The following is a 25,217-nucleotide window of genomic DNA, read 5'->3' as shown; positions in this document are numbered from 1 at the left end:
TACCGTTCATGATGTCAGGCGGGCTCATTGTCCACTCCTCCAACAGCTATTCGTAGAAGATGATCAAATATCCTCTCTGATGTTCGGCGATGGGGTTCCCAGTTTTCCTCAAGTATTTGACATGCCCATTCGGTATCATTCTCGTCATCTGTCACAAATTCGTCGTTTATATCGACATAGATCCCATGATCAGATCTTTTTGACGGTTCTACGACGACTCTGGTGTGGCCCGGTAGTCCGTCCTCCCTGGCTCCCTCGATGTTGATACTCCGCATTCCGGGGTTTTTAAGTATAGGTTCCCAGACGGCCTTCGGGGCTATTCGATGACCAAAATCATGCCAAAGCATCTCGTTCGGCAGTCGAAAATGACATTGACGGTTGAGGCCCATTCGTTCGATCGGTGTATATTGAATGGTCCGAAGCATTCCCAGGATCAGGTCGCGCACAATATCGACATTTGATGCAGTATGTGAACCGATTAGAAATCTATTCTCAAGTACTTCGATTCGGCACCAATCAAATGTAAATAATGAAACATTATTATTGATGATATTAATTTCTGCCGTATCTGCGTCGCCTTCGGGGACAAGTCCATGGGCGACCAGCCATGCGGGGTGGAAGATCCGAGGATTAAATGCCCCTACAAGGACGATGCTCATACTGTCGAGTTCGGCCCGGGGTAGGTCGACGCTCATGATCGACGTTTATGATCAACTATCCTCGACATACCTCTACCCTAGCGCTCCCGAGGCTGTTGGACAGGTGGTCCGGAGTGGTCCACTTCAGAGGCGTTATGGGGGAGCGAAGTGGTGATTCGCGCAGCTGCGGGGGATCCTGCCTCGAGCGAGGGCTCCGGAGGGTCGGTGGCGGGGATGTCGTCGGGGCCGGTGGTGGGGGAGTGTGAGCGGGTGGCGAGGGAGTCGGCGATGGCGGCGAACTCGGCGAGGGCGGCCTGGAGGTCCTCGACGATCTCGCGGGCGATGACCTCGGGTGGCAGCAGGCTGTCGGTGTCGTCGAGGCCGGGGTCCTTCAGCCAGGTGATGTCGAGGTTGGCCTTGTCCCGGGCGGTGAGTTCCGCATAGCTGAACGGTCGGAACCGTTCGGTTTCCACCCGGTTCGCGCGGGGTTCGCCCGGCCGGTAGCAGGCGACGAAGTCGTCGAGATGTTCACGGCGCAGCGGATTCTGCTTGAGCGTGAAGTGCTCGCCGGTACGGAAGTCGTACACCCACAGGTTCGACGTCCAGGGTTTGCCCGGCCGGGCCTCCCGCTTGTCGAAGAACAGCACGTTGGCCTTGACCCCGCCGGCGTAGAAGATGCCGGTCGGCAGGCGCAGCAGGGTATGGACGTCGAACTGGGTCAGCAGCCGCCGCCGCACGGTTTCCCCGGCGCCGCCCTCGAACAGCACGTTGTCGGGGACGACGACCGCGGCCCGCCCGTTCATCCCGAGCGCGGTGGCGATGTGCTGGACGAAGTTGAGCTGCTTGTTCGTGGTCGTCACCCAGAAATCCTGGCGGTTGTAGGAGATGTCGTCCCGGCCGGTACGGCCGTCGTCCGCGATGACGGTTATGGACGACTTCTTGCCGAACGGCGGATTCGCCAGGATCACGCTCGGGTGCAGGCCGGACGGCCGGGCGAGCGCGTCCTGCACCTCGATCGGGGACGGCCCGTTCGGCTGGCCGATGCCGTGCAGCAGCATGTTCATGGCGGCGAGCCGGGCGGTGCCGTCGACCAGTTCCGTGCCGGTGATGGCGCTGCGGCCCAGCGCCCGGCGTTGTTCCGGGGTCAACTCGGAGCCGTGGCGGGCCTGAATGTGCTCGTACGCGGCGAGGAGGAAACCGCCGGTGCCGCAGGCCGGGTCGTGCACGGTGTCGTCCGGCCCCGGCCGCAGGCAGTCGACCATCGCGGTGATGAGCGCCCGCGGGGTGAAGTACTGGCCGGCGCCGGACTTGACGTCCTCCGCGCTTTTTGCCAGCAGCTCCTCGTAGGCGTCGCCTTTCACGTCAACGCCGGAGGCCGACCATTTCTCCTTGCCGATGAGGTCGACGATCAGCTTCTTCAGCTTCGCCGGATCCTGGATCTTGTTCTGGGCCTTGCGGAAGATGACCCCGAGGGTGCCGTGCTCGGAGGACAGGTCCTCCAGCGTCCGGCGGTATTCCTTTTCCAGGGTTTCGCCGTCGTAGTCGAGCAGAGCCTGCCAGCGGTTGGCGACATGAGCGAGAGCCGTGTCGGGGTTGAGCGGACGGTTTGCCCTCTCGTGCGCCATCTTCAGGAACAGCAGATAGGTCAGCTGCTCGACATAGTCGATCGTGGACACGCCGTCGTCCCGCAGGACGTCACAGTAGTTCCACAGCTTGGCGACCAGCCGCCGCGACTCGGCACTCACAGCAGCACATCCTCGCTGGTCGGCTTCCTGGCCTGACCTCTGCCCCGCGGAACACTCGCCCCGGCGGCTGCCCGCTCCGCCTGGATCCGCTCCAACAACACCGACGCCGGCTCGTCCCCCGGATCCTGCTCCACCAACCGCCCCGCAAAAGCCTCCGCCAGGACAGCCCGTCGAAGGTGGGAGGCACTTCCGAGAGCCCGACGTACCTGGGCCTCGCCATGTTCGAGGTCTGTGAGGTAGCCGTCGATTTCCTGGACGATGAGCGCCTGTATATCGGCGGGTGGTACAGGGACCGGCATCATTTTGATCTTCGATAGGCTGATGGATGCCAGATTTACGCTCTGCTTCCCGTTTCTTTCGCACCATCCCTGTCCGAAGCCGTTGGCATGCCACGCAAGCAGCTTCGGATCCAGAACTCCGTCTCGGATTCGAGCGCGGAAGACGTGGTTCTGATGGATGCACCCTGGAATCTGACCCTCCCAGACCCATCCGCGGCCGAGTTTGTCGCGGTCGCCGCCTTCGTTGAGCAGTACATCTCCGGGCTGTAAGGACAGTTTTGTGACAGTATTTTCGGGAACTCTGATTCTCGATATGTTTCGCAGGTCCAGTCGGCCACGCTGGACATTCGCCACTCGGAGATATGGGACCTCGGGCAGCGATCCATCGCTCTGTTTCTTACTGTCCTTGGTCACTCCACCTACCACGTCGGCTATATCGCCAAGTCGGAACCATCTCCAGGACGACGGAATCGCAGGAAGATCTCCATCGATGGCCTCGACCGGAGGTGGTGGAAATGCCATTCGGTCGGTAGCGATGTCAAGGCCGCCGCTGCTGACGCTCTCGGCCAGTCGTCGCCGAAGTGCTTCACTTCTTCGGACCGCTGACTGGATCAGCCGGTCGGCGACACCCAGCCGAGTGAGGTACTCGTCGAGGGCGGTGACGACGCGGTGCTGCTCGGCCAGTGGTGGAAGAGGGACTGGGATCCTTCGTAGCTGTTGTTGTGGTAGGTGCTTGATCGTGCTGCCTGTCGCCAGTCGGCTGAGGGTATCTCCGCTTTGCAGATGCTCGAACAGGTAATAAAGAAAGCGAGAGTCAATTTGACCATAAGGGCGGACGCGGTGTAGCGCCTTCTGAAATGCCATGTACTCCGAGGTGTCATGCCAGATCGCGCATCGGCCGATCTCGCCGCCCTCGCAGATCAGCAGATCGCCAGTTCTGAGTCGAAAGAATTCCTGATCCTCGGGAGTGATATCCATGGTCAGAACATCGTGAAGACTGATTGATCCCCATTGGACGTTGATGTTCCTGAGGTAGGGGACGAGATGTTTGCCCGAGGATTTTCCTCGATCGAGCATCTTCCCGAGCGAGGTCTCCGCAATCTCACCGAGAGTCGTTCGTACCCAGCCGGGAGGAAGGTCGGTCATGCGGTGAGGCCTTGGGTGAGGTCGTCGAGGATGACGGGGGCGCGGTCCTCGCCGAAGGCGGTGAGGAAGCCGTCGGTGCCGCCACGTTCGGTGAACGGGGGGCCGTCCAGGTCGGTCACTGCGAACGCGGCCGATGTCACGACGATGTCCCTGATCCTCTCCAGCCACCACTGCTCGTCCGCGGTGAACTCCCGCCTGCTCGCCTGCCGCTGGCGCGCGATCCAGCCCTCGAAGCGTTCATGCACCATAGCCCGGTGCGGGCGGGGCGTTTCGTCCACGCCCAGCTCGAAGCGGATCAGCCCGATCAGGTCCAACGCACCGTACTTCACCTTCGGTACCCCGGCTGCGATCTCGAGCTGAGCGTAGGCGTCCCACAGCCGTTCCGGCGTCCACTGGTGGGGTGGCCGGGCGATCCGTCCGGCGAGTTCCTTGAGCGCCGCGTACACCGGCTGCTGACCGGTGCCACGCTCGTAGCCGAGCTGGATCGTGGTGATCTCCTCCTGATGTTCCCGGAGGTAGGCCCGCCAGGATTTCACGGTGCGCTGCGCCAGCTCCCTGCGGTCGACGCCGGCCGCCTCCAACAACCTGTCGGGATTGACCTCGTCGTAGGTGATGTCGTGGGCGCGGCGGATCTCCAGCAGACGGGCACGCAGCCCGGGATTTGCCGCCAGGGGACGGACGGCATCCTCCACCAGCGCCCGTTCCGCGGCCGGACCAGCCTGGCACACGGCGTCCAGCGCATCCACATCGGCGCAGCGGGCAAGGCTCGACACGATGGACGCGAGCGGCGCTCCGGCGAGATGTTCCAGCTCGGCCCGCTCGTCCGCGGTGATCTGCTGGCCGAGGCGGGCCAGCCGGGAGGCGAGCGTCGACGCCTCCTCGGCATTGATCGTCAACGTCCCGGTCTTGCGGAGCAGCTGCTCCAGACTGATCTGCTGCTCGGTGTGCTGCCCGAGCGGAGCCGCGTCCACCCGGTCGCTGTCGAGCACGCCGACCGCGTCCACCAGCACGAACCGGTCCTTGGCGGACGAGTCCGGGGTCACCGCCTGAAAGTCGTCGGCGTCGATCGTCCGGGAACCCCGGCCTTTCATCTGCTCGAACAGCACCGCGCTCTTCGGGTTGCGCAGGAACAGCAGGCACTCCAGCGGCCGGACGTCCGTACCGGTCGCGATCATGTCGACGGTGACGACTATCCGCAGCTCGGCGCTGTTGCGAAAAGATTTCAGCAGGCTGTCGGTGTCCCGCACCGAGTAGGTGATTTTGGCGGCGAACTCGTTGCCCTGGCCGAAGACCTCCCGGACCTTCATCACGATGTCCTCGGCGTGGTTGTCGTCCTTCGCGAAAATCAGTGTCTTGGGGACGTGCGTCCGGCCCGGGAAAATCTCCGTGAACAGTCGTTCCCTGAATGTCCGCAGCACCATTTCGATCTGGTTCGGGCTGACGACCGATCTGCCGAGCTGCTCCGGCGTCCAGGAGAAGTCGTCGTCGAGTTCCTCGTAGCGTTGACGGCGGGTGCGCCGGTCCCGTTTCGGGACGGTGATCCCGGCATCTATGGTCGCGCCCTGCGTCGTCAGCTCGGTGCGGATGCGGTAGACGTCGAAGTCGACGTTCACCCCGTCGGCGACCGCCTGCGGATAGGTGTACTCGCTGACCAGGTTCTGGTGGAAGAAACCGAACGTCTGCTTCACCGGGGTCGCGGTCAGACCCAGCAGGTAGGCGTCGAAATACTCCAGCACCGCCCGCCAGCGGCCGTAGATCGACCGGTGGCATTCGTCCACGACGATCAGGTCGAACGTCTCCGGCGGGATGTCCGGGCTGTAGGCGATCTCGATCGGCTCGCCGTCGCCGTCGGCGTTCTCGGACGTGTCCGCGTCGAACGCCTGGTCGTCGACGGCTGGGTCGGGCAGGGTCTGGCCGCGCAGCATCGCGTACAGCCGCTGGACCGTGGAGATCACCACATGTGTCGACCCGAGCAGCCCGGCCCCGGTCAGCGGCTCCACGTTGTACAGCTCGGTGAACTTGCGGCCGTCGTCGGCGGTGACGTAGGTGGAGAACTCCTCCCGAGCCTGCCGGCCGAGATTGTTACGGTCCACCAGGAACAGGATGCGATGCGCTTTCGCGTGCGCGAGCAGACGGTACGCCGAGGTGACCGCCGCATACGTCTTTCCCGCCCCGGTGGCCATCTGGATCAGAGCACGCGGCCGGTCCTGCGCCAACGACTTCTCCAGCCCGCGAACGGCGTCGAGCTGTGCCGGCCGGAGATTCCCCGCCGCCAGCGGCGGCAGGTGCTGTAAACGGTGGCGAAGGGTCGGATGGACGGCGTTGTCGTCGGCTTCCCGCATCCACCGGGCCAGCGTCTCCGGCCGGTGAAAGGAGAACACCGACCGGGCGCGGCCCCCGCGAGGGTCGAGGGTGTTCGTGAAATGTGTTTCGGCCGCGGTCGTCTCGTACCGGAACGGCAGCGGCCACGTCCACGCCTGGTCCTGCTGCTCCCTGGTCAGCGACCGGGCGTACCGGCCGGACTGCCACTCCACCGGCGTGAGGACGGTGCCCTCCCGCTTCGCCTCGACCACGCCGACGATCTTGCGGTCGACGTACAGCAGGTAGTCGGCGGGGCCACTGGCGGTCCGGGCCTCGCGGACGGCGACACCTGCCCGGTCGAACAGGTTGATCCGGGAAGGGTTCTGCACCGACCAGCCGGCCGCCGCCAGCATCCGGTCGACCTCGTGCCGCACCTCCAGCTCGGTACGAGGCTCCTGGGCGGCGGCGTGGGCCCGGGCGACGAACGACTCCCGCTCGGCCGCGGACACCTTCCTGGCCGGCCGCCTGCCCTCGGTCGGGCGCCCGGCCGGCTGCCTGCTGCCCGCTTGGCCGGTCGGCTGCCCGGCCTGCGCACCCTGTTCCACAACCTGTTCCACAACCTGTTCCGCCAGGACGCTGCGCAGACTTTCCGCATCAGCCAGCGCGCGGGTGAGCGCATCCTCAGCCTCGCGCCGGGCCTGGCGTTCGGCGTCCAGTCGGCTGCCGCCGTCCAGGCGCAGCTTCGCCTCGGCGAGCTTGTTGCGGTACTCGGCCAGCTCGTCGCGCAGCGCCGCCAGCTCGGCGTTGTCAGCCGCGGACGCGGCAGCCGGCTGCAGGCTGCCGTCGGGTTCCGGCGGTGGGACGAAGGCGATGACCGTACGGTCATCGGTCAACAGCCGGTGGAACCACACGCCCAGCTCGAAGCAGGCGCGGACAGCACGCACCGCCGTCCGGACGGAGCCGTAGTGGCCGTGAACAGCCCGATTACCCTCAGTGCGGACGGTATCGAAAGCTGTGCGGATGCGCCTGTCGAGTACCCCGGCGCGGGCGAGCGCGGCGAGGCGGTCGACCTGCCTGTCCCCGCGGACGGGCAGGCCGGCCCGCTCGATCAGGACAGCCGCCAGCGTCTCCCCGAACTGGCGGGTCTTGACCAGTGCCGCGTTCGGGTCGGAGTGGGCGTAGGACTCCGCGCCCGCGCCGTAGAAGACCAGGAGGGGTTCGTGGGGGAGCAGCAGGCCGAAGTTCCCCGACCGGCGTGCCAGCTCTTCGATCCGCGCGTCCATCAGCCTGTCAGCCCCGCCCCCACTGGTGACTGTGTAGTCCCAGAATGTAGCCCTACGTCGGAGTCTGACGGACGAAGCCCTCCCGAACGGGTGGAGTGAACGGGTGGAGTGCGTTCAGCGCACCTCGACCAGTTTCAGGACGGTCTCCTCCGGGACGGGGGTCCAGTCCCAGACGTCCACGCCCACGTTGATCTGCCGGTCGTGGACCTGCCAGGCGTCGTGCACGTGCCCGCACAGCAACGGTCGGCCGTCGTCCTCGGGGCGGCGGTCGGCGTAGCGGTCCTGGGCCGTGTGGTCACCGTGGTAGGGAAAGTGTGCCAGCGTGACGAGATGGTCGCCGATGCGGTGGTCCCGCACGACTCCGGAGGAGTGGACGTGGGCAAAACCCGCATCGACGTAACGCTGGACCTGGCCGGCGTGCCGGCGGTGCCCGGACCAGCATGAGTCGTGATTTCCCGCGACGAGAATCTTGCGGCCGTTCAACTCGGCGACCGGGGCGAGTTTCGCCGGTGTCAGGGAGACGTCCCCGAGCACCCACACCGTGTCCTCGGGTGCCACGACGGCATTCCACCGTTGCACGAGGCCGGCGTTCATCGCCTCGACGTCAGGCCAGGGGCGGGAGGCGTAGGTCAGAATGTTCGCGTGGCCGAAGTGGAGATCAGCCGTGTACCACGTTGTCACAGCTTTCCTCTTCCATGCTGTTTGTATTATCGGAGTCAATTCCCTTGTTCCGGGACCGGCGGTTTCCCCGGGTCGTCCGTCCGCCGGCCGTACGCTGTGGGCAACCGGCGTTTTCGCCGGGCATCGGTCGATCATAGCGAACGCCAGTCGGCGTGACCATGGGTTGTCCGGCGACGCGTGACGGGCCGCTGACGGTCGTCCTAAGATTTCAGGACGCGGCCGACGCTTCGTCAGCGGCGATTATTTTGCGCAGCGCAATTGGCGGTGGACCGCACAGCTCGGTCAGTCGCGTGATCCGGGACGACGCGCGGATCCCGTATGGTGATTGTGTCCGCCGGGAACAGGTGGAGTATCCGGTGTGGCTCCACGCGAATCCAACCGGCCGTCTCCAGCTGATCCCGCACGGCTCGCACGGCCGGGCGGCTGTTCTTACGGACCCAGTATTTCCACGAACGTGGCCGTGACGATCCGGCGATCTGCTTCAGGACGTCTTCGAGCAGCGGATCCATAGCCCGGGTGCGACCCGTCGCCGGAACCGATTGAATCATCCGAGCTGCTGTCGGAGTGGTCGTCCGGGTCGTAGGAGGGTTCTTCACCTGCACCTTGCCCTTCACGTCGGCGAGGTGACCGGCAAGGAACAGGTCGGTGAGTGCCGCGGCGCGCAGCAGGTAGCAGAGGTAGGCGCGACCGGTCGGCCGCTGCCTGTCGAGATCATAGGAAACCAGGTAGAGCCGTGCCGGCAGGGATTCGGGGAGTTCCACTGGTCCGTCCTTCGTCTGGTCCGTCCTTCGCCGGTCGCGCCGTGAACACCCCGGATTTCGGTGTGGATTGTCGGCGTCCGGTGCCGGTTTCAGGAATCGATTCCGTGATCGGGGGATTCGGGCTGGTCGGAGCCGGGTCCGCCGGCGAAATCCGGTCTGGAATCCGGTCCGGGACTGAGTTCGGAACCGGACTTGGGCCTGTTGCCGGGAGCTTGGTCGGGCTTCGAGGGTCGCCCGCGGCGCGGTATGCGCCCGACGTTTCCGGGCAGCCGTCCGGCGTCCGACAGCGCCCGGCGCAGCAGGAACTCGATCTGGGCGTTGGTGCTGCGTAGCTCGGCGGTGGCCCATCGGGCGAGCGCGTCGTGTACGGCAGGGTCCAGCCGCAGCAGGATCTTCTTCCGTTCCGTCACGTGCTCCCGCCACCAGTCATTCGAACATCAGCTCTTAGTGATCTGAGGGCCTAGGCCTCCGGCGGCGCGAAAGAAACATCATCGCGTCGCCGGAGGCCCCTACGCCTGTGGCCCCTAGTGATAGAGCGAGCCTGCGTTCACCACCGGCTGGGTGGATTGTTCGCTGCACAGCACGACCAGCAGGTTGCTGACCATGGTCGCCTTGCGTTCCTCGTCCAGCTCCACGACGTCCTGCGCCTCGAGGCGGGCGAGAGCGAGCTCGACCATGCCGACCGCCCCTTCGACGATTCGCTGACGGGCGGCCACCATGGCACCGGCCTGCTGGCGGCGCAGCATGGCCTGGGCGATCTCGGGGGCGTAGGCCAGGCGAGTGATGCGCGACTCGACGATTCGCACCCCGGCGGATGCCACCCTCACGGCGATCTCACCGGAGAGCCTTCCCGTGATCTCGTCGGCGTTGTCTCGCAGCGAGAGAGTGGCGTCACCGTGGTTGTCGTACGGATAGCTGGTGGCGATGTGCCGCACCGCGGTTTCGGTCTGGATGCCGACGAACTCGATGAAATCCTCGACCTCGTAAACGGCTCGTGCGGTGTCCTGCACCTGCCAGACCACCACGGCCGCGATCTCGATCGGGTTGCCATCCGCGTCATTGACCTTGATCGGCTGGGTCTCGTGGTTACGGATCCTGGTCGAGACCTTGAGCCGTCTGGACAGCGGGTTCACCCAGCGCAGACCGGTCGTGCGGATCGTCCCGGTGTAACGGCCGAACAGTGACACCACGCGCGCCTTACCGGGTGAGACCGGGGTCAGGCCGCCCAGCGCCACCAGGCCGCCGAGGATGAGCAGGCTGCCGATCACGATCAGGATCGCGCCCGGGGCGGGATTGGCGTCGGAGCCGGCCAGCAGGCCCCCGCCCGCGATGACGCCGGGCCCGAGAAGTAACACCGCCGCGAGGCTCAGACCGAGCGCGGCCCAGCCGGACGCCCCGTTCCTGGTCAGCTCCCGGATCTGCGGCGCGGGCGTCTCCGCGCCCGCTTCGGAACCATAAGTGACCATGACCGATCCCCCTCGTATACGTCCACCGCTGGAGTGAAGACTATCATAGTGATATCACTTTTTTGCGGCTGCGAAAGACGCAGAACGGGAGACGGCGGGAAGTGACACCCGGCAGCGTCGAAGGAGGAGTTCGTGCGGTACGGAGTCCCAGAGATCGACATTGCGCCACGATCTATCCGGGTCTGCGGGGTGCCGCATGCGCGGCAGCACCTGTCAGTGCGTGCGGCACCCCGCAGTCGTGCAGGCGGTGGATCTCAGCGGTTGGTCAGCGGCCCGTGCTGCTGCTGCGGCGCAACGTGGGATCGGTCAGGGACGGCGGCTGGTAGCCGGCGTCCTCGGGATTGATCGTTGTTCCCGGCGGCACGATCTCGTCGATACGGTCCAGCACGTCCGGTGAGAGCGTCACCTTGACGGCCTCGAGCTGTGACTCGAGCTGCTCGAGGGTCCGCGGGCCGATGATCGCCGAGGTGATGGCGGGGTGCTCGAGGACGAAGGCGAGGGCCAGGTGGACGAGGGGCAGCCCCGCCTCCTGGGCGAGCAGGGTCAGCTGCTCGACCGCCTCGAGCTTGGCGATGTTCACGGGTCGGGCCAGGTCGAACCGGCCTGGAACGCGGGCGCTGCGGCTCGACACCGGCAGTTCGGCGCCCTTGCGGTAGCGCCCGGACAGCCACCCGCCGGCCAGCGGGCTCCACGGGATCACCGCCAGGTTGTAACGCTGCGCGACGGGCAGGACCTCCCGCTCGATACCCCGTGCCAGGATCGAGTATGGCGGCTGCTCGGACACGACGCGTTCGCGCCCGCGGCGCTCGGCGATCCACTGCCCTTCGACGATGTCCGACGGCTCGAAGGTCGACGTCCCGATGTAGCGGATCTTGCCCTGGTGGACGAGGTCGCTGAGAGCGCCGAGGGTCTCGTCGAAGTCGGTGCCCGGTTCGGGGCGATGGACCTGGTAAAGGTCGATCCAGTCGGTCTGCAGCCGGCGCAGGCTGTTTTCGACCTCGCGGGCGATCCACCGCCGGGAGTTGCCGCGGTGGTTGGGGTTGTCGCTCATGGCCGCGTGGAACTTCGTCGCGAGCACCACCTCGTCACGGAGACCACCGGCGAGGGCCTTGCCGACGATCTCCTCGGACTCACCCTGCGAGTAGATGTCCGCGGTATCGACGACATTGATGCCCGCGTCCAGCGCATGGTGAATGATCGCGATGCTCTCGTCATGGTCGGGATTTCCCCAGGCGCCGAACATCATGGCCCCGAGCGTCAGTGGACTGACCTGGACTCCGGTCCGTCCGAAAGCGCGAAGTGTCACTTGCTCCACTCTCCTGTGAGATCGAGTGAGATCGGGACGGCTGAGATCGAGACGGTGCGGCACCGGCCCTCGCGGCACCGGCTCCGGTGTCCTGCGGACGCGGCAGACCCCACCCCATCTGCAGCCAACCGGTCGAGTAGGTCGGTAATTCCTGGCCTGCCCGACCGCGATCAGAGGGTCAGCTGGTCCATCGCACGGAAGATCCGCTCCACCGACACCGGGTACGCCGTGCGCAGGGTCTGGGCGAACAGGCCGACGCGCAGTTCCTCGATCATCCAGCGGATCCGCTCGAGTTCCTCGCCGTGCGGGCTGCCCGGCGGCGTCCGGTCGAGCATCCGCTGGTATTCCAGCGTCACCTGCTCGACCTGGCGCATGCGTTCCCGGTCGCGGTCCGGATCGAGCGGGAGTTTCTCCAGCCGACGCTCGATCGCGCTGAGATAGCGGGCGACGTCGGGTAGCCGCTGCCAGCCGCTGGCGCTGACGAAGCCCTGATACACCAGCCCCGACAGCTGGGAGCGGATGTCGCTCAACGCCGGTACCAGCGCGAGGCCGGCGGTTGTCTTCAGTCGTCGTTCCGCTGTCCGTGATTGGGATTGCGGTTGCCGTTCGGCCAGCTGTCCGGAGACCGTGTGCGCCGTGGCGAGGATGCGCTCCACCTTTGTCACCACGTCGAGCGCGGTCTCGTCCAGGTCGGCGTGGACGATTCCACGCAGCTTGGCGAACCCGTCGGGATCCCACACAGGCCCGCCGCACTGCGAAATCAGCTTGTCGGCGGCGCAGGCGACGCAGTCGTCGAGCAGATCCGCGACGTCGCGGTACGGGTGATGGCTGAGCGTCAGCTTGGCCTTGTTGTTCAGGCGCGCGTTGATCTGTTTGATCGGGGACGGCGCGTTCAGCAGCAGCAGGCGCCGGGTACCAAGCCACATGGCGTGCCGTGCTTCGGCCTCGGTGGTGAACACGCGGATCGCCACGCTGCGCGTCTGGTCCACCAGCGCGGGATACGCCCGTACCGGCCGGCCCGGTCGCTGCTGTTCCACGATCTGCGCGAGCGGCCCGAAGTCCCAGGTCAGCAGGCCCTCGCGCTCGACACCGTCGGCCACGACGCAGACCGCCTCGCGCATCGTCGGCGCCAGCTGGCGGGTGAGCGCGGCCAGGTCCTTGCCTTCGGCGAGGGTGTCCTGCTCCTCGTCCACCACCCGAAATGTGATCTTCAGATGGTCGGGTACCCGGTCGAGCTGCCAGGACTCCCGCGGCACCGCCACGCCGGTGAGATGGTCGAGTTCGCGTTCCAGCACGGCGAGCAGCGGCCCATCCGCCGGGGTCACCGTCTCCAGTACCCGCGCGGCGTAGTCGGGCGCGGGCACGAAGCTGCGCCGCACCTGCTTGGGCAGCGAGCGGATCAGCGCGGTCACCAGTTCCGCCCGCAGGCCCGGCACCTGCCAGTCGAAGCCCTCACCGGTCACCTGGTTGAGCAGGGGCAGCGGGATGCGCACGGTCACACCGTCGGCGTCCGTGCCGGGCTCGAACTGGTAGGACAGCGCCAGCGCAAGCTCTCCGTGCTGCCAGACGTCGGGGTAGTCGCGCTCGTCGACACCGTCCGCGCCGGCTTTGACGAGCATGGACGCGGAGAACGCGAGCAGGTCCGGCCGGGACCGGCGGGCCTTCTTCCACCAGCTGTCGAAATGACGGCCGGAGACGACGTCGGCCGGGATCCGCTGGTCGTAGAAATCGAACAGGGTTTCGTCGTCGACGAGGATGTCGCGCCGACGCGCCCGGTGTTCGAGTTCCTCGACGTCGTCGAGCAGCCTGCGGTTGTCGTGGAAGAACGCGTGGTGCGTCTGCCAGTCGCCCTCCACCAGGGCGTGGCGGATGAACAGATCCCGGCACAGGGCGGGGTCGACCGCGGAATAGTTGACCCGGCGGGAGGCCACCAGCGGCAGCCCGTACAGCGTCACCTTCTCGAAGGCGACCACGGCGGCCCGGTTCTTCTCCCAGTGCGGTTCACTGTAGGTGCGCTTCACCAGGTGCGGCGCGAGCACCTCGGCCCATTCCGGTTCGATACGCGCGACGGTCCGTGCCCACAATCGGGACGTTTCGACGAGCTCGGCGGCCACCAGCCAGCGCGGCGGCTTCCTGAACAGCGCCGACCCCGGGAAGACCGCGAACCGGGTGTTTCGCGCCCCCTGGTACTCCTGCTTGTCGGCATCCTTGAGGCCGATGTGGGACAGCAGGCCTGCGAGCAGCGACACGTGAATGTTCCGCGGGTCACCCGGTGTGCTGTTGACGGATATCCCGAGACTTTTCACGACCTGGTGCAACTGGCTGTAGACGTCCTGCCACTCCCGTACCCGCAGGTAGTTCAGGAAGTCGGCCCGGCACAGCTTGCGGAACTGGTTGCCCGACAACTGCTTCTGCTGTTCCCGCAGATATTCCCACAGGTTGAGATAGGTGAGGAAGTCGGACTGCTTGTCGGTGAAGCGCCCGTGTTTCTCCGCGGCGGCCTGCTGGGCGTCGACGGGACGTTCCCGCGGATCCTGGATGGACAGCGCGGCCGTGATGACCATGACCTCGCGGACGCACCCGTTGCCGTCGGCCGCCAGCACCATGCGAGCCAGCCGGGGGTCGAGGGGCAGCTGCGCCAGTTTGCGTCCCAGCGGTGTCAGCCACGTACGCCCATCGGTGCGCGCGGGTCCGGCGACCCGACCGGTTCCGCCAGCCCCGCCGCCAGCGCCGTTCTCACCGTTCTCGTCGGCATCATCCTTCCCGGCTGCCCTACCGTTCCTGTCAGCCTTACCGTTCCCGGCCGCCTTACCGGTTTTGCCGGTCTTTCCCGGCGGTCCCGTCTCGAAGGCGCCGAGCTCCTGCAGCAGGAGCACACCGTCGGAGACACTGCGCGAGTCGGGGGGGTCGATGAAGGGAAAGTCCCCTATGTCGCCCAGACCCAGCGCGGTCATCTGCAGGATGACCGAGGCGAGGTTGGTACGCAGGATCTCCGGATCGGTGAATTCCGGGCGCGCGGTGAAGTCGTCCTCGGAGTACAGCCGGATGCAGATGCCGTCGGCGACCCGCCCGCAACGTCCCTTACGCTGGTTCGCGGACGCCTGCGAGACAGCCTCGATCGGCAGCCGCTGGACCTTTGTCCGGTTGCTGTAACGGGAAATGCGCGCCAGACCCGGGTCGACCACATACCTGATGCCCGGAACCGTCAACGACGTCTCTGCGACGTTGGTGGCGAGCACGATTCGGCGTCCGGTGTGGGGCTGGAACACCCGGTGCTGTTCGGCGGCTGACAGCCGCGCGTACAACGGCACGATCTCGGTGCCCGGCAGTTGCTTCTTCGCCAGGAGGTCGGCGGTGTCCCGGATCTCCCGCTCACCGCTGAGGAAAACCAGGATGTCGCCGGGCCCCGCCGCACACAGCTCGTCCACCGCGGATGTGATCGCTTCCGGCAGGTCGCGTTCGATCACCGTGCCCGGAGTGCTGTCGGTGCCGGTCCCGGTGCCTGTCTCAAGACCGGTGTCGATGCCGGCTTCGAGATTGGTGCCGGCTTCCACGACCAGCGGCCGATAGCGGACCTCCACCGGAAAGGTGCGGCCAGTGACCTCGATCACCGGCGTGTCCCCGAAATGGCGGGAGAAGCGCTGTGGGTCGATCGTCGCCGAGGTGATGATCACCTTCAGGTCGGGCCGGCGTGGCAGGAGCTGTCGCAGGTAGCCGAGGATGAAGTCGATGTTGAGGCTGCGTTCGTGGGCTTCGTCGATGATCAGCGTGTCGTACTGGCACAGCAGCCGATCGGTCTGGATCTCGGCCAGCAGGATGCCGTCCGTCATCAGCTTGATCAGGCTGTTGCCGCCGACCTCGTCGGTGAACCGCACCTTGTAGCCGACGGCGGCGCCCGGCCGGCCGTCCGGACCGTCGAGTTCCTGGGCGATGCGTTCGGCCACCGCGCGTGCGGCCAGGCGTCGCGGTTGGGTGTGACCGATCAGCCCGCGCACACCCCGGCCGAGCTCCAGGCAGATCTTCGGCAGTTGCGTCGTCTTTCCGGAACCGGTCTCGCCGGCGAGGATCACGACCTGGTGGTCACGGATCGCGGTGAGGATCTCGTCCTTCTTCTGACTGACCGGCAGGTCCGGGGGATAGGTGATCTGCGGCATGGTCGCGAGCCGCCGCTGTACGCGCAGCGCGGCCGCTTCGACATCGGCGGCGATCTCGGCGACCACCGCCGCACGAGCCTGGGGATTGGGTATCCTGCGCGCGCCGTCGACACGGCGTTGCAGGCGGTGCTGGTCACGAACCATCAGATAGGGCAGGCGTTCGGCCAGGTCAGCGAGCGGAGGCATCAGAAGGCAGCGTCCAACAGAGTACGGAGAGCGGGCAAGGGGGCACGGGTACCAGCCGGAAGGTCAAGCGTCCGCCGGCCGCCGGGCATTCCCGGTGTCATGACCTACTATCACGCAGATCGGTTCCGGTGGCGCTGCTTGGTCACGCAGGGCCGAAGGCGGCGCGATCGTCGTCGACGCGCTGCCGGAGGCCCCATCCCCGGATCACCCGGAGGGGCCAAATAAGACGGTCCGGCGTGGGTAGGACGTCGGGCGATGGATATACGCGGGACAACGGACGTCACGGCTCGCATCGACTCGTTCGGGCTGCCGCCGGTGGCCAGCGCGGTCCTCGATCGGCGGGGCACGGTGGTCAGGTGGAGCCGGGTCGCCGAGCTGATGATCGGCTATGCCGCCGGGGACGTGCTCGGCCGTCCGGCCACGTCCCTGCTCCACCGGTCGGCGGATGCTGCGGCGGTACGTGCCGAGGTCGAGCGATGCCGTGCCGACGGCAGTTGGGGCGGGCGGCTGCCAACCGTCCACGCGGACGGTCACCGCGTGGACCTGCACGCGCGAATCTGCCCCATGCTCGACCCGGACAACGGTTCGAGCTGGCTCGTGCTCGCTTCCGACGATGCGCAGATGCCCTGGTGGATGGCGGATCAGTCGATGCTGGCAGGCATGCTCGCCCAGTCGCCGATCGGCATGGCCCTGCTGGACGAAGATCTGCGGTACATGTGGCTGAACAACGCGCTGGCGCGTTCCGGCGGCGTGCCCCGGGACAAGCGCCTCGGCCGGCGGCTGAGCGATCTGCTGCCGGGCTTGCCCGCCGAGCGGATCGAAGAACGGATGCGCGAGGTACTCAAGACCGGGGTACCGGTGATGAATTTCGAGTACCGCGGCCGGACCGCTGCTGATCCCTATCGGGAGCATGCCTACTCCACGTCTTTTTTCCGGCTGGACGACTCGGCCGGGCAGGTCCTGGGGGTGTGCTACATCGTCGTCGACGTCACCGACCGCTGGCGTGCGCAGCAGCGGCTGGCTCTGCTCAACGACGCCAGCGCACGCATCGGCGGCAGCCTCGACGTCATGCGTATCGCTCAGGACCTGGCGGATGTGGCGGTGCCGCGCCTCGCCGACTTCGTCGTCGTCGATCTGCTGGAGTCGATTCTGTGGGGTGAGGAACCGGCGCAACCCGTCACCGACACGTCCCGTATTCGACGGGCGGGGCAGCAGTCGGTGACACCGGGATGCCCGGAGTCGATCGCGGAAACCGGGGACGTCGTCCAGCCGTCGTTTCTCGCCGCTCGCTGTCTGATCGACGGCAAGTCCATTCTGGAACCGGTGCTGGATTTCGCGACGAACCCGTGGATCACGCAGGACAAGCTCCGTCTCGCGAAGATCCGTGAGTTCGGGCTCCGCTCGCTGATGGTGGTTCCGATCCGTACCCGCGGCGTCATCATGGGGGTGGCCACGTTCGTCCGGCAGATGCGTCCGGATCCGTTCGAGGAGGACGACCTGCTGATCGCGGAGGAATTCGTCTCCCGGGCCGCAGTGTGGGTCGACAACGCCCGCCGCTACACCCGGGAACATGCCGCGGCCCTGGCCTTGCAGCGCAGCCTCCTGCCGCACAGTCTGCCCGGACAGACCGCCGTGGAGGTGGCGTCACACTACCGGCCCGCGGACGAGAGCGCGGGCGTGGGCGGGGACTGGTTCGACGTGATCCCGCTGTCGGGTGCCCGCGTGGGCCTGGTCGTCGGGGACGTCGTGGGCCACGGGCTGCACGCGGCGGCGACCATGGGGCGGCTGCGTACCGCCGTGCACACCCTGGCGGGTCTCGATCTTCCTCCCGACGAGTTGCTGGCGCACCTGGATGATCTGGTCATCCGGCTCGCCGACGAGGAGGAGGAGAGCGCCGCGGGCAACGTCGGTGCCGCCGTGCTGGGAGCCACCTGCATCTTCGCGGTGTACGACCCGGTCAGCCGGCGCTGCACACTGGCCCGGGCCGGCCATCCCCCGCCCGCGGTCGTCAGTCCCGGTGGGACGGTGGACTTCCTCGACCTGCCCGGGGGCCCGCCGCTGGGCCTGGGCGGCCTGCCGTTCGAGTCCGTCGAGCTGGAACTGGTGGAGGGCAGCCTGCTGGCCTTGTACACCGACGGCCTGGTCGAGGGCCGTGACAGCGACGTCGACGCCGGCCTCAGCCGGCTGCGTGTGGCGCTGGGCCGCGCGGACCGGCCGTTGGAGGAGATCCGGGACAGGGTGATCCAGGCTCTGCTGCCCGACCGTCCCGAGGACGACGTCGCCTTCCTGCTCGCGCGTACCCATGCCCTGCGGGCGGAGCGGGTCGCCTCCTGGGACCTGCCCGTCGATCCGGCCGTGGTGGCGCTTGCCCGCGCCTACGCGGCACGGCAGCTGGTCACATGGGGCTGTGACGAGGAGGTGCTGACCACTGAACTCATCGTCAGCGAGCTGGTCACGAACGCGATCCGATACGCCACCGAACCGATCCGGCTGCGCCTCATCCGTGACCGCACGCTGATCTGCGAGGTGTCCGACGGCAGCAGCACGTCTCCGCGCCTGCGGCACTCCCGTACCACCGACGAAGGGGGCCGGGGCCTGTTCCTCGTGGCGCAGTTCACCCAACGGTGGGGTGCCAGGTACACGCCCAGAGGCAAGACCATATGGGCTGAGCAGCCCCTGCGTTCGTTCGGCATGGCCCTTCCGAGCCGGGACGACGGCTGGGACGCTCCCGTCTAGCGGATGGGTTGTGGTCTGTAGCGCCCGGTCCCGGGCTCTGTCGCGCGGCCCACCTGACGGGTTATCGTCCGTTTCCGTGTGCGATTCACCGCAGCTCGTGGGTTCCTCCGACATCGCAGCCGCACTGGGCGTGACCCGTCAGGCTGTCGACCATCGGCTACGGACCGACCCTCGCGCGCCTGCTCCGGCCGCGGTGGTGAACCGTACCGCGACCTGGGGTGGCACCCGTGTCTGGTGGCGCGCCGACATCGACCGCTGGCTCGGCGGAGTCGACCCCGACCGGTGGGTGAACAACCCGGGGCGGCGCCGGTGAATCCTGACGAACCCTGCCTGCGGACGGGGCCGTCCTAGGAGAACCCGCCGGCGGCGACGCTGAGCGCGGCGGTGACGAAGAGAACCTGAAGCACGGTGCGCAGCGGCAGGGGCGTGACCGGCTTTCCGCCGAGGGTCAGCCCGCGCCGGGCGGCCGAGTGGTTGGCCGGGAACATCGCCACCATGAGCAGGGCGAGGCCCGTGGCCGCCAGGGGGGGCGGTGGCCGGTATCAGCAGTCCCGCGGCGCCGGCCAGCTCGAGCACTCCGATGACGGTGACCAGAAGATCGGGTCTGGGCAGGGTGGGAGGGACCATCGCGACCAGAGATGAAGATCATGTCTGGTAAGCCCTACCACCATGGGGATCTGCGCAGGGTGCTGTTGACGGCGGCGGTGCAGGCGCTGACGGAGGCCGGGCCGGCGAAGCTGAGCCTGCGTGACCTGGCCCGCCGCGCGGGTGTCTCCCACGCAGCGCCCGTCCATCACTTCCGGGACAAGGCGGGGTTGCTCACAGCTGTCGCGACCGAGGGCTTCGACCTGCTCGCCGACGCACTCGTCGCGGCTGAGGGGCGTACCGGGGACCTGTTGGAGATCGGTGTGGCGTATGTCCGTTTCGCGGTCGACCACCGTGCCTACTTCGAGGTGATGTTTCGTCCGGAGCTCTACCACCCGGCGGACCCGCGGCTCCTGCAGGCGCGACAACACGCTGGTGACTCCCTGCGATCAGGGCTTGCCATGCTGCCCGGCGCCACTACGGGAGACATTCCCCGCCAGGCAGGACTGGCGGCCTGGTCGATCGCGCACGGCTTCGCGACCCTGTGGCTCGGCGGTGCTCTCCCGGAAGAGGTGGGGGATGACCTCGAGGCAGCAGCCCGGCCCGTGCTGCGCCTGCTGTTCGAAACGGGCTGACCCGACACCCGCGCCGGTTGCGGGTGGGAGCGACCGGGTGGGGCAGCGGCGGTGCGGACGCATGCCAGCCACGGTCAGCCAAGGGCCGCCGTGAGCCGACGGGCCTCCGATAGGACCAGGTCGGGCAGGGGAGCGTAGCCGATCGTCCGGGTGCTCAACTGCCCCTGGGTAAGGGTGTAGGCGAGGTAGCTGCGCAGGAGCTCGGCGTTGCCGTTCCCCTGCGCGCAGACGATCGTGTATGTGACCGCGGATGCCGGGTAGGCGAGTGGGTCGTCCGGCGTGTAGTTGATCTGGAGTCGAAGGTCCCCGTAGCCCGGTTGCCTCGGTGAGGAGGTGGCCGAGGCCAGCGCCGCGGCGACGCTGATGCCGTTGGCCTTGACGTATGTACCGGAGGTGGTCCGCAGCGCCGCCGTCGGCAGACCCTGCTCGGCGGCGAAGGACAGTTCCACGTAGGTGATGCTGCCCGGGTCGCGCATGACGCTGGCCGTCACCGCGTCCGAGCCCTTGGCTGCGGTTCCGCCCGGCCAGGGCAGTTCCTTGCCGATCCCGAGGTGCCATGACGCTCCCGCCGCCGCACTGAGGTACCGGGAGAAGACGTCGGTCGATCCTGAGGAGTCCTGGCGGTGCACGGGGCGTATCGGCATCACGGGGAGGGTGGCGCCGGGATTGTCCGCCGCTATCCGCCGGTCGTTCCAACTGGTTATCTCGCCCTGGAAGATGCCCGCGGTCGTCGACGGAGACAGGCGCAGGGTATTCACGTCCGGCAGATTGTAGACGAACACGAGAGCGCCGCCCGCGGCGGGAATGTGCAACGCCCGGCCGGGCGGGGCCGAACCGGCCGCCGTGCCCGCTCCCGGCGTGGTGCAGCGTTTGTTGGCCGTTTGTTGTTCCTGTTCTGTCATGACGGTGTCGGAACCGGCGAAATCCACGCTGCCGGCGATGAACCGTTGAATGCCCTCGCCCGATCCGATCGAGTCGTACGTCACATGGGCGTCGTAGCAGCGGGTGGTGAAGTCATTGATCCACCGAGCTTGGAGGTTCTTCTGGAAGGTGGCGCCCGCACCTGTCAGCTTCCCCGTGGCGCACTGCGAGTCCGGGCTGATGTCGGCGGCATTGTCCGGCCCGCCTGCTGAGCAGGCTGCCAGGCTCAGGCAGACCACGGCGAGAAACTGAGCGACTATCACCCGTAGCGGCGACCGTCGTCTGCACGTGGGCAGGCGACGCTGCGTGCGCCGCGGCTGCGTGCGCCGCGCTGTGGACACGTCCCGCCCCCCGGCTTTCATTCTCCTGTATATGGGATACGCGAATGTGGATGGTTGCAGCGGTCTGGAAACCTGACGTCGCCGTCCGTGTGGACAGCCGGCAAATTGGAAGTGAACGCGAGTGAAGCGCAGCGGAGTACACGTGGCTGAGTGGGGAGCTGTCGTCGGGAGCGGTTATTGTTCGCGGCATGCGGCGCACATCATCCCACTGCGTCCGACCCGCTCACCACGCTCAAGGGATCCACACCGACGGGACTCGCCACGCTCATCAGTGGGCCGGTCGGCTTTCGTATCGAATACTGGCTGTCCCACTGGTTACCGTGCTGGTGGCTTTGGGCGGTTTGCTGGTAGGCAACCTGCGATCGAAACCGGCCGATACGGCGTGTTCGGCGGATCGGCTCCTCGTGGTCGCTTCCGGCGACATCGCCGAGGCGGTCTCCACCCTCGCCAGCCGCTACGCCGCCGGTCCCGGCCGGGGGTGCACGGCCATCCGGGTCCAGGCGCGCGAGCCGGCGACCGTAGCCGTGGCCCTGGCCGCCGGGTGGGACAGCGTACGTTACGGGCTGCGCCCGGACGTGTGGATTCCCGACAGTTCGCTGTGGTCGCGGCTTCTCGACGCCGCGCCGCCAGATGCTACCCGGCCGGATAGCGGGCTCGGTGACGTTGCCGCGCGCACCGGACCACCGCTGGCCTACTCGCCGCTGGTCCTCGCCCTGCCTGCCCGCATGGTCGATGCTCTCCACTGGTCGCAGCATCCGCTCAGTTGGGCGGATGTTCTGCATGTGCTGGGCGATGATCGGGGGTGGGCTGCCTTCGGGCACCCGGAGTGGGGGCCGATACGGCTCGCGGTTGCCGACCCGGCCCGTTCCACCCCTGCGCTCGAGGCGCTCATCGCCTGGACAGGCGCCACCCGTGGCCTCGGCCAGGAGGACTACCTGCCCGCTGCCGTGGTGAACCAGCCGTCGGTGGTGAGCGCCCTGCGGAAGCTACGCTCACGAGTCAGCCGGACGGGATCGGACACCGTGTCGTTGCTCCAGAGCCTGCCGAGGGCAGGGGAGGCGGATCAGTCCTCCGCCGCGGTCGGCCACCCGTCGATGTTCGTCATGAGCGAGCAGGAGGTCTGGCGGTACAACCAGGGCAAACCGGCGATCCCGCTGACCGCCGTCTACCCTGCGGACGGAACACCCGTGTCGGACCATCCATACCTGCTGTTGCACCCGGGGGACGCTCCGGCCGGGTCGCGCGCGGCCGCCGCGGGCTTTCTCCGCTTTCTGCGCGAGCCGGACTCGCAGACATGGCTGGTCAGCCAGGCGTTCCGCTCGGGTCTGGGGACCGAGGGTGCTCCGTTCGTCCCCGCCAACGGGTTGCGACCGGACGGCGTCACCGACCTCCTGCCGGCGACGGACGGTGCCACCCTCAGCCGGCTCACCCAGGTCTGGAACTCCATGCCGTTACCCGCTCGATGATCGCATGCGACGGCCATGTCTCGCGGATCGATGGGAGGTTGCTGTGAGGTTGGCGTGAGGCCGGCACGGCCAGCCGTTCCAGCAAAAAAATGATCTTGTTGTGGATGTATATTGCTACGCTTGCTCCATGGCCACCAGCACGCGGGCAGCGTCTGTCGCGGACCTCGCCTTCCTCCTGTCACAGGCAAGCCACGCGCTGACCACCGAGATGACAGCCGGTCTGACTGAGCTCGGTATCTCACCGCGCGGCCATTGCGTCCTGTCCAGGGCGATGTCGTGTGATCTGACCCAGAGCCAGGTGGCCGAGCTGTGCGCCCTCGACAAGACCACGATGGTCGTGACGATCGACGAGCTTGAGAAGGCGGGGTTCGTGCAGCGACGGCCGTCGAGCACGGACCGCCGGGCCCGCATCGTCTGGGTCACCGAGGAGGGTAAGCGGACGGTCGCCCAGGCCCACGAGATCGTGGCCCGCATCTGCGACGACGTGCTCGCGGCGCTCCCGGCCCGTGAGCGCGAGGCCTTCGTCGACGGGCTCGTGCGGCTTGTCCAGGGCCGGCTGTCCACTCCGGTGCACTGTGAGCGGCCGGTACGGCGGCGCGCGCCCCGAGTTCCCTAGCCCTGGTTTCGTTACGAAATAAATCTTCTCGAACAAAACTATCTGGTACGGTCGCGTCTGATGCTCACGAGCCCAGCGCGTCGAAGGCAGCGCGATCATGCTTTTTGCGCGCTGCCGGAGGCCCAAGTCCCCAGGTCACTAGGAGGCGACCACATGACCGAGCCCACTGCATCGGCCACCCGGGCCAGCGACTCGCGCTGGCCGGCGCTTGTCGTCCTCTGTATCGGGATGCTAATGATCATTCTGGACGGGACGATCGTGAACGTGGCGTTGCCGGCCATCCAGAACGACCTCGGCTTCTCCCAGTCAAGCCTTGCCTGGGTCGTCAACGCCTATCTGATCGCCTTCGCGGGCCTGTTGCTCCTGGCCGGCCGGCTCGGCGACCTGATCGGCCGCAAGCGCGTCTTCATGGCCGGCCTGAGCATGTTCACCGTGGCATCCCTGCTGTGCGGCGTGTCCGGGAGCCGGGAGATGCTGATCGTCGCGCGGTTCGTCCAGGGCGTCGGCGGCGCCATGGCCTCCGCCGTGATCCTGGGCATGATCGTGACGATGTTCCCGGAGCCGCGGGAGCAGGCCAAGGCCATCGGCGTCTACAGCTTCGTCGCTTCTGCCGGCGCCTCGATCGGCCTGCTCGTCGGCGGTGTTCTCACCCAGGCCATCAACTGGCACTGGATCTTCTTCGTGAACGTACCCCTGGGGATCGTGACCGCCGTGCTGGCCGTCCGCCTGCTCGAGGCCGAACGCGGGATCGGGCTGCGCGCGGGAGCCGACATCGCGGGCGCCTTTCTCGTCACCTCGGCGCTGATGCTCGGTGTCTACACGATTGTCGCGGCGGCCGACCACGGTTGGGCCTCGGCGCACACACTCGGTTTCGGCGCCGTCGCGATCGCCCTGCTCGCCGCGTTCGTCGTGCGTCAGGCGAACGCGAGTAACCCCCTCCTGCCGCTGCGCATCTTCCGGTCACGCAACGTCCTGGGGGCCAACCTCATCCAGATCCTGATGGTGGCCGGCATGTTCGGGATGTTCTTCCTGGGCGCCCTGTACCTGCAGCGGGTGCTCGGCTACGACCCGGTGCAGACAGGCCTGGCGTTCCTGCCGGTCTCGTTGGGGATCGGGATGCTCTCACTCGGTTTCTCCGCACGGCTGAACATGCGTTTCGGCGCGCGTGCCGTACTGTTGCCGGGTCTGGCTCTCGGCGTGGGCGGGCTCGCGTTGATCACTCGTGTGCCCGTGGACGGTAGCTACCTCGCGAACGTCCTTCCGGCGATGCTGCTGCTCGGCATCGGCGCCGGCCTGTCCTTCCCAGCACTGATGACACTCGCCATGTCCGATGCCACACCCGCCGACTCCGGGCTCGCCTCCGGCCTGGTCAACACGACGCTCCAGGCCGGCGGTGCGCTCGGCCTCGCGATTCTGGCGACGCTGTCGGCATCGCGCACCGACCACCTGGTCGCGGATGGAGACAGCACCGCCTCGGCCCTGACCGGTGGCTACCACCTCGCGTTCGGCGTCTCTGCCGTTTTCCTCGCCGTCGCCGTCCTCATCGCGGTCACCGTGCTGCGCCCGCAGGCCACGGCAGCACGCGAACCCGTGGTTGCCAGCGAGCCGCCGACCACGGACATCACCTACTTCGAGGGTGTGACCGCCGCCGAGTAGCCAGCGATCGAAGGTCCCCGTCCCCTCTATAAAGCCCTGTAAAAGCTCTATTAAGGCCCTGTCCCGGGGCGCTCTTACGCGGCTATACAGCCCCGGTCAGAGCGCGGGAGGCGGCGGCGGCCACGGCCGGGGTGAGGCCTGGGTGGTCAAGTGGAGGCAGGAGGGCCCCGGGCTGGGTGTGTGCGGTCAGCGCTTCCACGGCGGCCAGGCGTGCCGCGGGGGTGATCTGCTGTTGGGTGGCGATCGCCGCGGTGAGCAGGCCGGGGAGGGCGTGCAGGGGACGGGGAGCCGTCGTGGCGGCGGCGAGGGGTGGTGG

General features: G+C 67.2%; 17 protein-coding genes and 2 pseudogenes. 6 read left to right on the top strand and 13 right to left on the bottom strand.

Annotated features, from left to right (window positions below; genetic code table 11):
• Positions 1–14: 14 nt before the first annotated feature.
• The 10 genes from CV1CTNOD_RS18580 to hrpA form a co-directional block, all read right to left on the bottom strand.
• Positions 15–659, bottom strand: coding sequence for a hypothetical protein (locus CV1CTNOD_RS18580; protein ID WP_207386545.1), 645 nt, complete (start codon positions 657–659; stop codon positions 15–17).
• A 77-nt stretch (positions 660–736) separates the two neighbouring features.
• Positions 737–2,383, bottom strand: a complete 1,647-nt coding sequence (locus CV1CTNOD_RS18575; protein ID WP_131787292.1) for an HsdM family class I SAM-dependent methyltransferase — start codon at positions 2,381–2,383, stop codon at positions 737–739.
• Positions 2,380–3,807: a restriction endonuclease subunit S gene (locus CV1CTNOD_RS18570; RefSeq protein WP_131787291.1), complete on the bottom strand. Its 1,428-nt coding sequence runs from the start codon at positions 3,805–3,807 to the stop codon at positions 2,380–2,382. The genes CV1CTNOD_RS18575 and CV1CTNOD_RS18570 overlap by 4 nt, the downstream gene beginning before the upstream one ends.
• A complete protein-coding gene (locus tag CV1CTNOD_RS18565) occupies positions 3,804–7,391 on the bottom strand; it encodes a DEAD/DEAH box helicase family protein (RefSeq protein WP_131787290.1) in 3,588 nt (1,195 codons plus the stop codon). The genes CV1CTNOD_RS18570 and CV1CTNOD_RS18565 overlap by 4 nt, the downstream gene beginning before the upstream one ends.
• 114 nt (positions 7,392–7,505) lie before the next feature.
• Complete coding sequence (locus tag CV1CTNOD_RS18560; protein WP_131787289.1) at positions 7,506–8,072, bottom strand: metallophosphoesterase family protein; 567 nt, start codon at positions 8,070–8,072, stop codon at positions 7,506–7,508.
• Positions 8,073–8,302: 230 nt separating this feature from the next.
• A complete protein-coding gene (locus CV1CTNOD_RS24995) occupies positions 8,303–8,833 on the bottom strand; it encodes a GOLPH3/VPS74 family protein (RefSeq protein WP_165485619.1) in 531 nt (176 codons plus the stop codon).
• Positions 8,834–8,922: 89 nt separating this feature from the next.
• Entirely contained in the window at positions 8,923–9,243 is a 321-nt protein-coding gene (locus CV1CTNOD_RS26950) for a hypothetical protein (RefSeq protein WP_242606818.1), read from the bottom strand.
• A gap of 114 nt (positions 9,244–9,357) precedes the next feature.
• A complete protein-coding gene (locus CV1CTNOD_RS18545; protein WP_131787287.1) occupies positions 9,358–10,299 on the bottom strand; it encodes an SPFH domain-containing protein in 942 nt (313 codons plus the stop codon).
• A gap of 265 nt (positions 10,300–10,564) precedes the next feature.
• Positions 10,565–11,605 carry an aldo/keto reductase gene (locus tag CV1CTNOD_RS18540; protein ID WP_131787286.1) on the bottom strand — a complete coding sequence of 347 codons (1,041 nt, stop codon included), beginning with the start codon at positions 11,603–11,605 and terminating at the stop codon, positions 10,565–10,567.
• 170 nt (positions 11,606–11,775) lie between these two features.
• A complete protein-coding gene (hrpA, locus tag CV1CTNOD_RS18535; protein WP_431607139.1) occupies positions 11,776–15,948 on the bottom strand; it encodes an ATP-dependent RNA helicase HrpA in 4,173 nt (1,390 codons plus the stop codon).
• 252 nt (positions 15,949–16,200) lie between these two features.
• On the opposite strand from hrpA, the gene CV1CTNOD_RS18530 reads away from it, so the two are divergent.
• Positions 16,201–18,681, top strand: coding sequence for a SpoIIE family protein phosphatase (locus CV1CTNOD_RS18530; RefSeq protein ID WP_131787284.1), 2,481 nt, complete (start codon positions 16,201–16,203; stop codon positions 18,679–18,681).
• Positions 18,682–18,757: 76 nt separating this feature from the next.
• The gene (locus CV1CTNOD_RS18525) at positions 18,758–18,994 is read left to right on the top strand and encodes a hypothetical protein (protein ID WP_131768173.1); all 237 of its coding nucleotides are present in this window, start codon (positions 18,758–18,760) and stop codon (positions 18,992–18,994) included.
• A gap of 34 nt (positions 18,995–19,028) precedes the next feature.
• On the opposite strand, the pseudogene CV1CTNOD_RS27950 reads toward CV1CTNOD_RS18525, so the two are convergent.
• Positions 19,029–19,320 (bottom strand): annotated as a pseudogene (locus CV1CTNOD_RS27950) (DoxX family protein); the annotation flags it as partial.
• An 8-nt stretch (positions 19,321–19,328) separates the two neighbouring features.
• On the opposite strand from CV1CTNOD_RS27950, the gene CV1CTNOD_RS18515 reads away from it, so the two are divergent.
• Positions 19,329–19,901 (top strand): TetR/AcrR family transcriptional regulator, encoded by a 573-nt coding sequence (locus CV1CTNOD_RS18515; protein WP_131787283.1) that lies wholly within the window; start codon positions 19,329–19,331, stop codon positions 19,899–19,901.
• Between the two features lie 74 nt (positions 19,902–19,975).
• Here CV1CTNOD_RS18515 and pstS read toward each other — a convergent pair whose 3' ends face one another.
• Positions 19,976–21,163, bottom strand: coding sequence for a phosphate ABC transporter substrate-binding protein PstS (gene pstS / locus CV1CTNOD_RS18510; RefSeq protein WP_165485618.1), 1,188 nt, complete (start codon positions 21,161–21,163; stop codon positions 19,976–19,978).
• 404 nt (positions 21,164–21,567) lie between these two features.
• Between pstS and CV1CTNOD_RS18505 the strand changes: the two genes are divergently transcribed.
• The 3 genes from CV1CTNOD_RS18505 to CV1CTNOD_RS18495 all read left to right on the top strand — a co-directional run bounded on the left by CV1CTNOD_RS18505 (position 21,568) and on the right by CV1CTNOD_RS18495 (position 24,901).
• Positions 21,568–22,629 carry a substrate-binding domain-containing protein gene (locus CV1CTNOD_RS18505; protein WP_165485617.1) on the top strand — a complete coding sequence of 354 codons (1,062 nt, stop codon included), beginning with the start codon at positions 21,568–21,570 and terminating at the stop codon, positions 22,627–22,629.
• 127 nt (positions 22,630–22,756) lie between these two features.
• A complete protein-coding gene (locus CV1CTNOD_RS18500; RefSeq protein WP_131787280.1) occupies positions 22,757–23,245 on the top strand; it encodes a MarR family winged helix-turn-helix transcriptional regulator in 489 nt (162 codons plus the stop codon).
• 153 nt (positions 23,246–23,398) lie between these two features.
• Positions 23,399–24,901 carry a DHA2 family efflux MFS transporter permease subunit gene (locus tag CV1CTNOD_RS18495; RefSeq protein ID WP_131787279.1) on the top strand — a complete coding sequence of 501 codons (1,503 nt, stop codon included), beginning with the start codon at positions 23,399–23,401 and terminating at the stop codon, positions 24,899–24,901.
• 82 nt (positions 24,902–24,983) lie between these two features.
• Here CV1CTNOD_RS18495 and CV1CTNOD_RS18490 read toward each other — a convergent pair.
• Positions 24,984–25,217 (bottom strand): annotated as a pseudogene (locus tag CV1CTNOD_RS18490) (malic enzyme-like protein); the annotation flags it as partial.

It is taken from the genome of Protofrankia symbiont of Coriaria ruscifolia, assembly GCF_900634745.1.
In the GTDB taxonomy this organism is placed as follows: Bacteria; Actinomycetota; Actinomycetes; order Frankiales; family Frankiaceae; genus Protofrankia; species Protofrankia californiensis.
The sequence above is the reverse complement of the archived record's forward strand: the minus strand, read 5'-3'. Positions and strand labels throughout refer to the sequence as shown.

Bases quoted from the DNA above. Each gene is read 5' to 3' on its own strand.
- CV1CTNOD_RS18580 (WP_207386545.1), bottom strand. From the start codon at position 659: ATGAGCATCGTCCTTGTAGGGGCATTTAATCCTCGGATCTTCCACCCC.
- CV1CTNOD_RS18570 (WP_131787291.1), bottom strand. From the start codon at position 3,807: ATGACCGACCTTCCTCCCGGCTGGGTACGAACGACTCTCGGTGAGATT.
- CV1CTNOD_RS18565 (WP_131787290.1), bottom strand. From the start codon at position 7,391: ATGGACGCGCGGATCGAAGAGCTGGCACGCCGGTCGGGGAACTTCGGC.
- CV1CTNOD_RS18545 (WP_131787287.1), bottom strand. From the start codon at position 10,299: ATGGTCACTTATGGTTCCGAAGCGGGCGCGGAGACGCCCGCGCCGCAG.
- CV1CTNOD_RS18530 (WP_131787284.1), top strand. From the start codon at position 16,201: ATGGATATACGCGGGACAACGGACGTCACGGCTCGCATCGACTCGTTC.
- CV1CTNOD_RS18515 (WP_131787283.1), top strand. From the start codon at position 19,329: ATGTCTGGTAAGCCCTACCACCATGGGGATCTGCGCAGGGTGCTGTTG.
- CV1CTNOD_RS18500 (WP_131787280.1), top strand. From the start codon at position 22,757: ATGGCCACCAGCACGCGGGCAGCGTCTGTCGCGGACCTCGCCTTCCTC.
- CV1CTNOD_RS18495 (WP_131787279.1), top strand. From the start codon at position 23,399: ATGACCGAGCCCACTGCATCGGCCACCCGGGCCAGCGACTCGCGCTGG.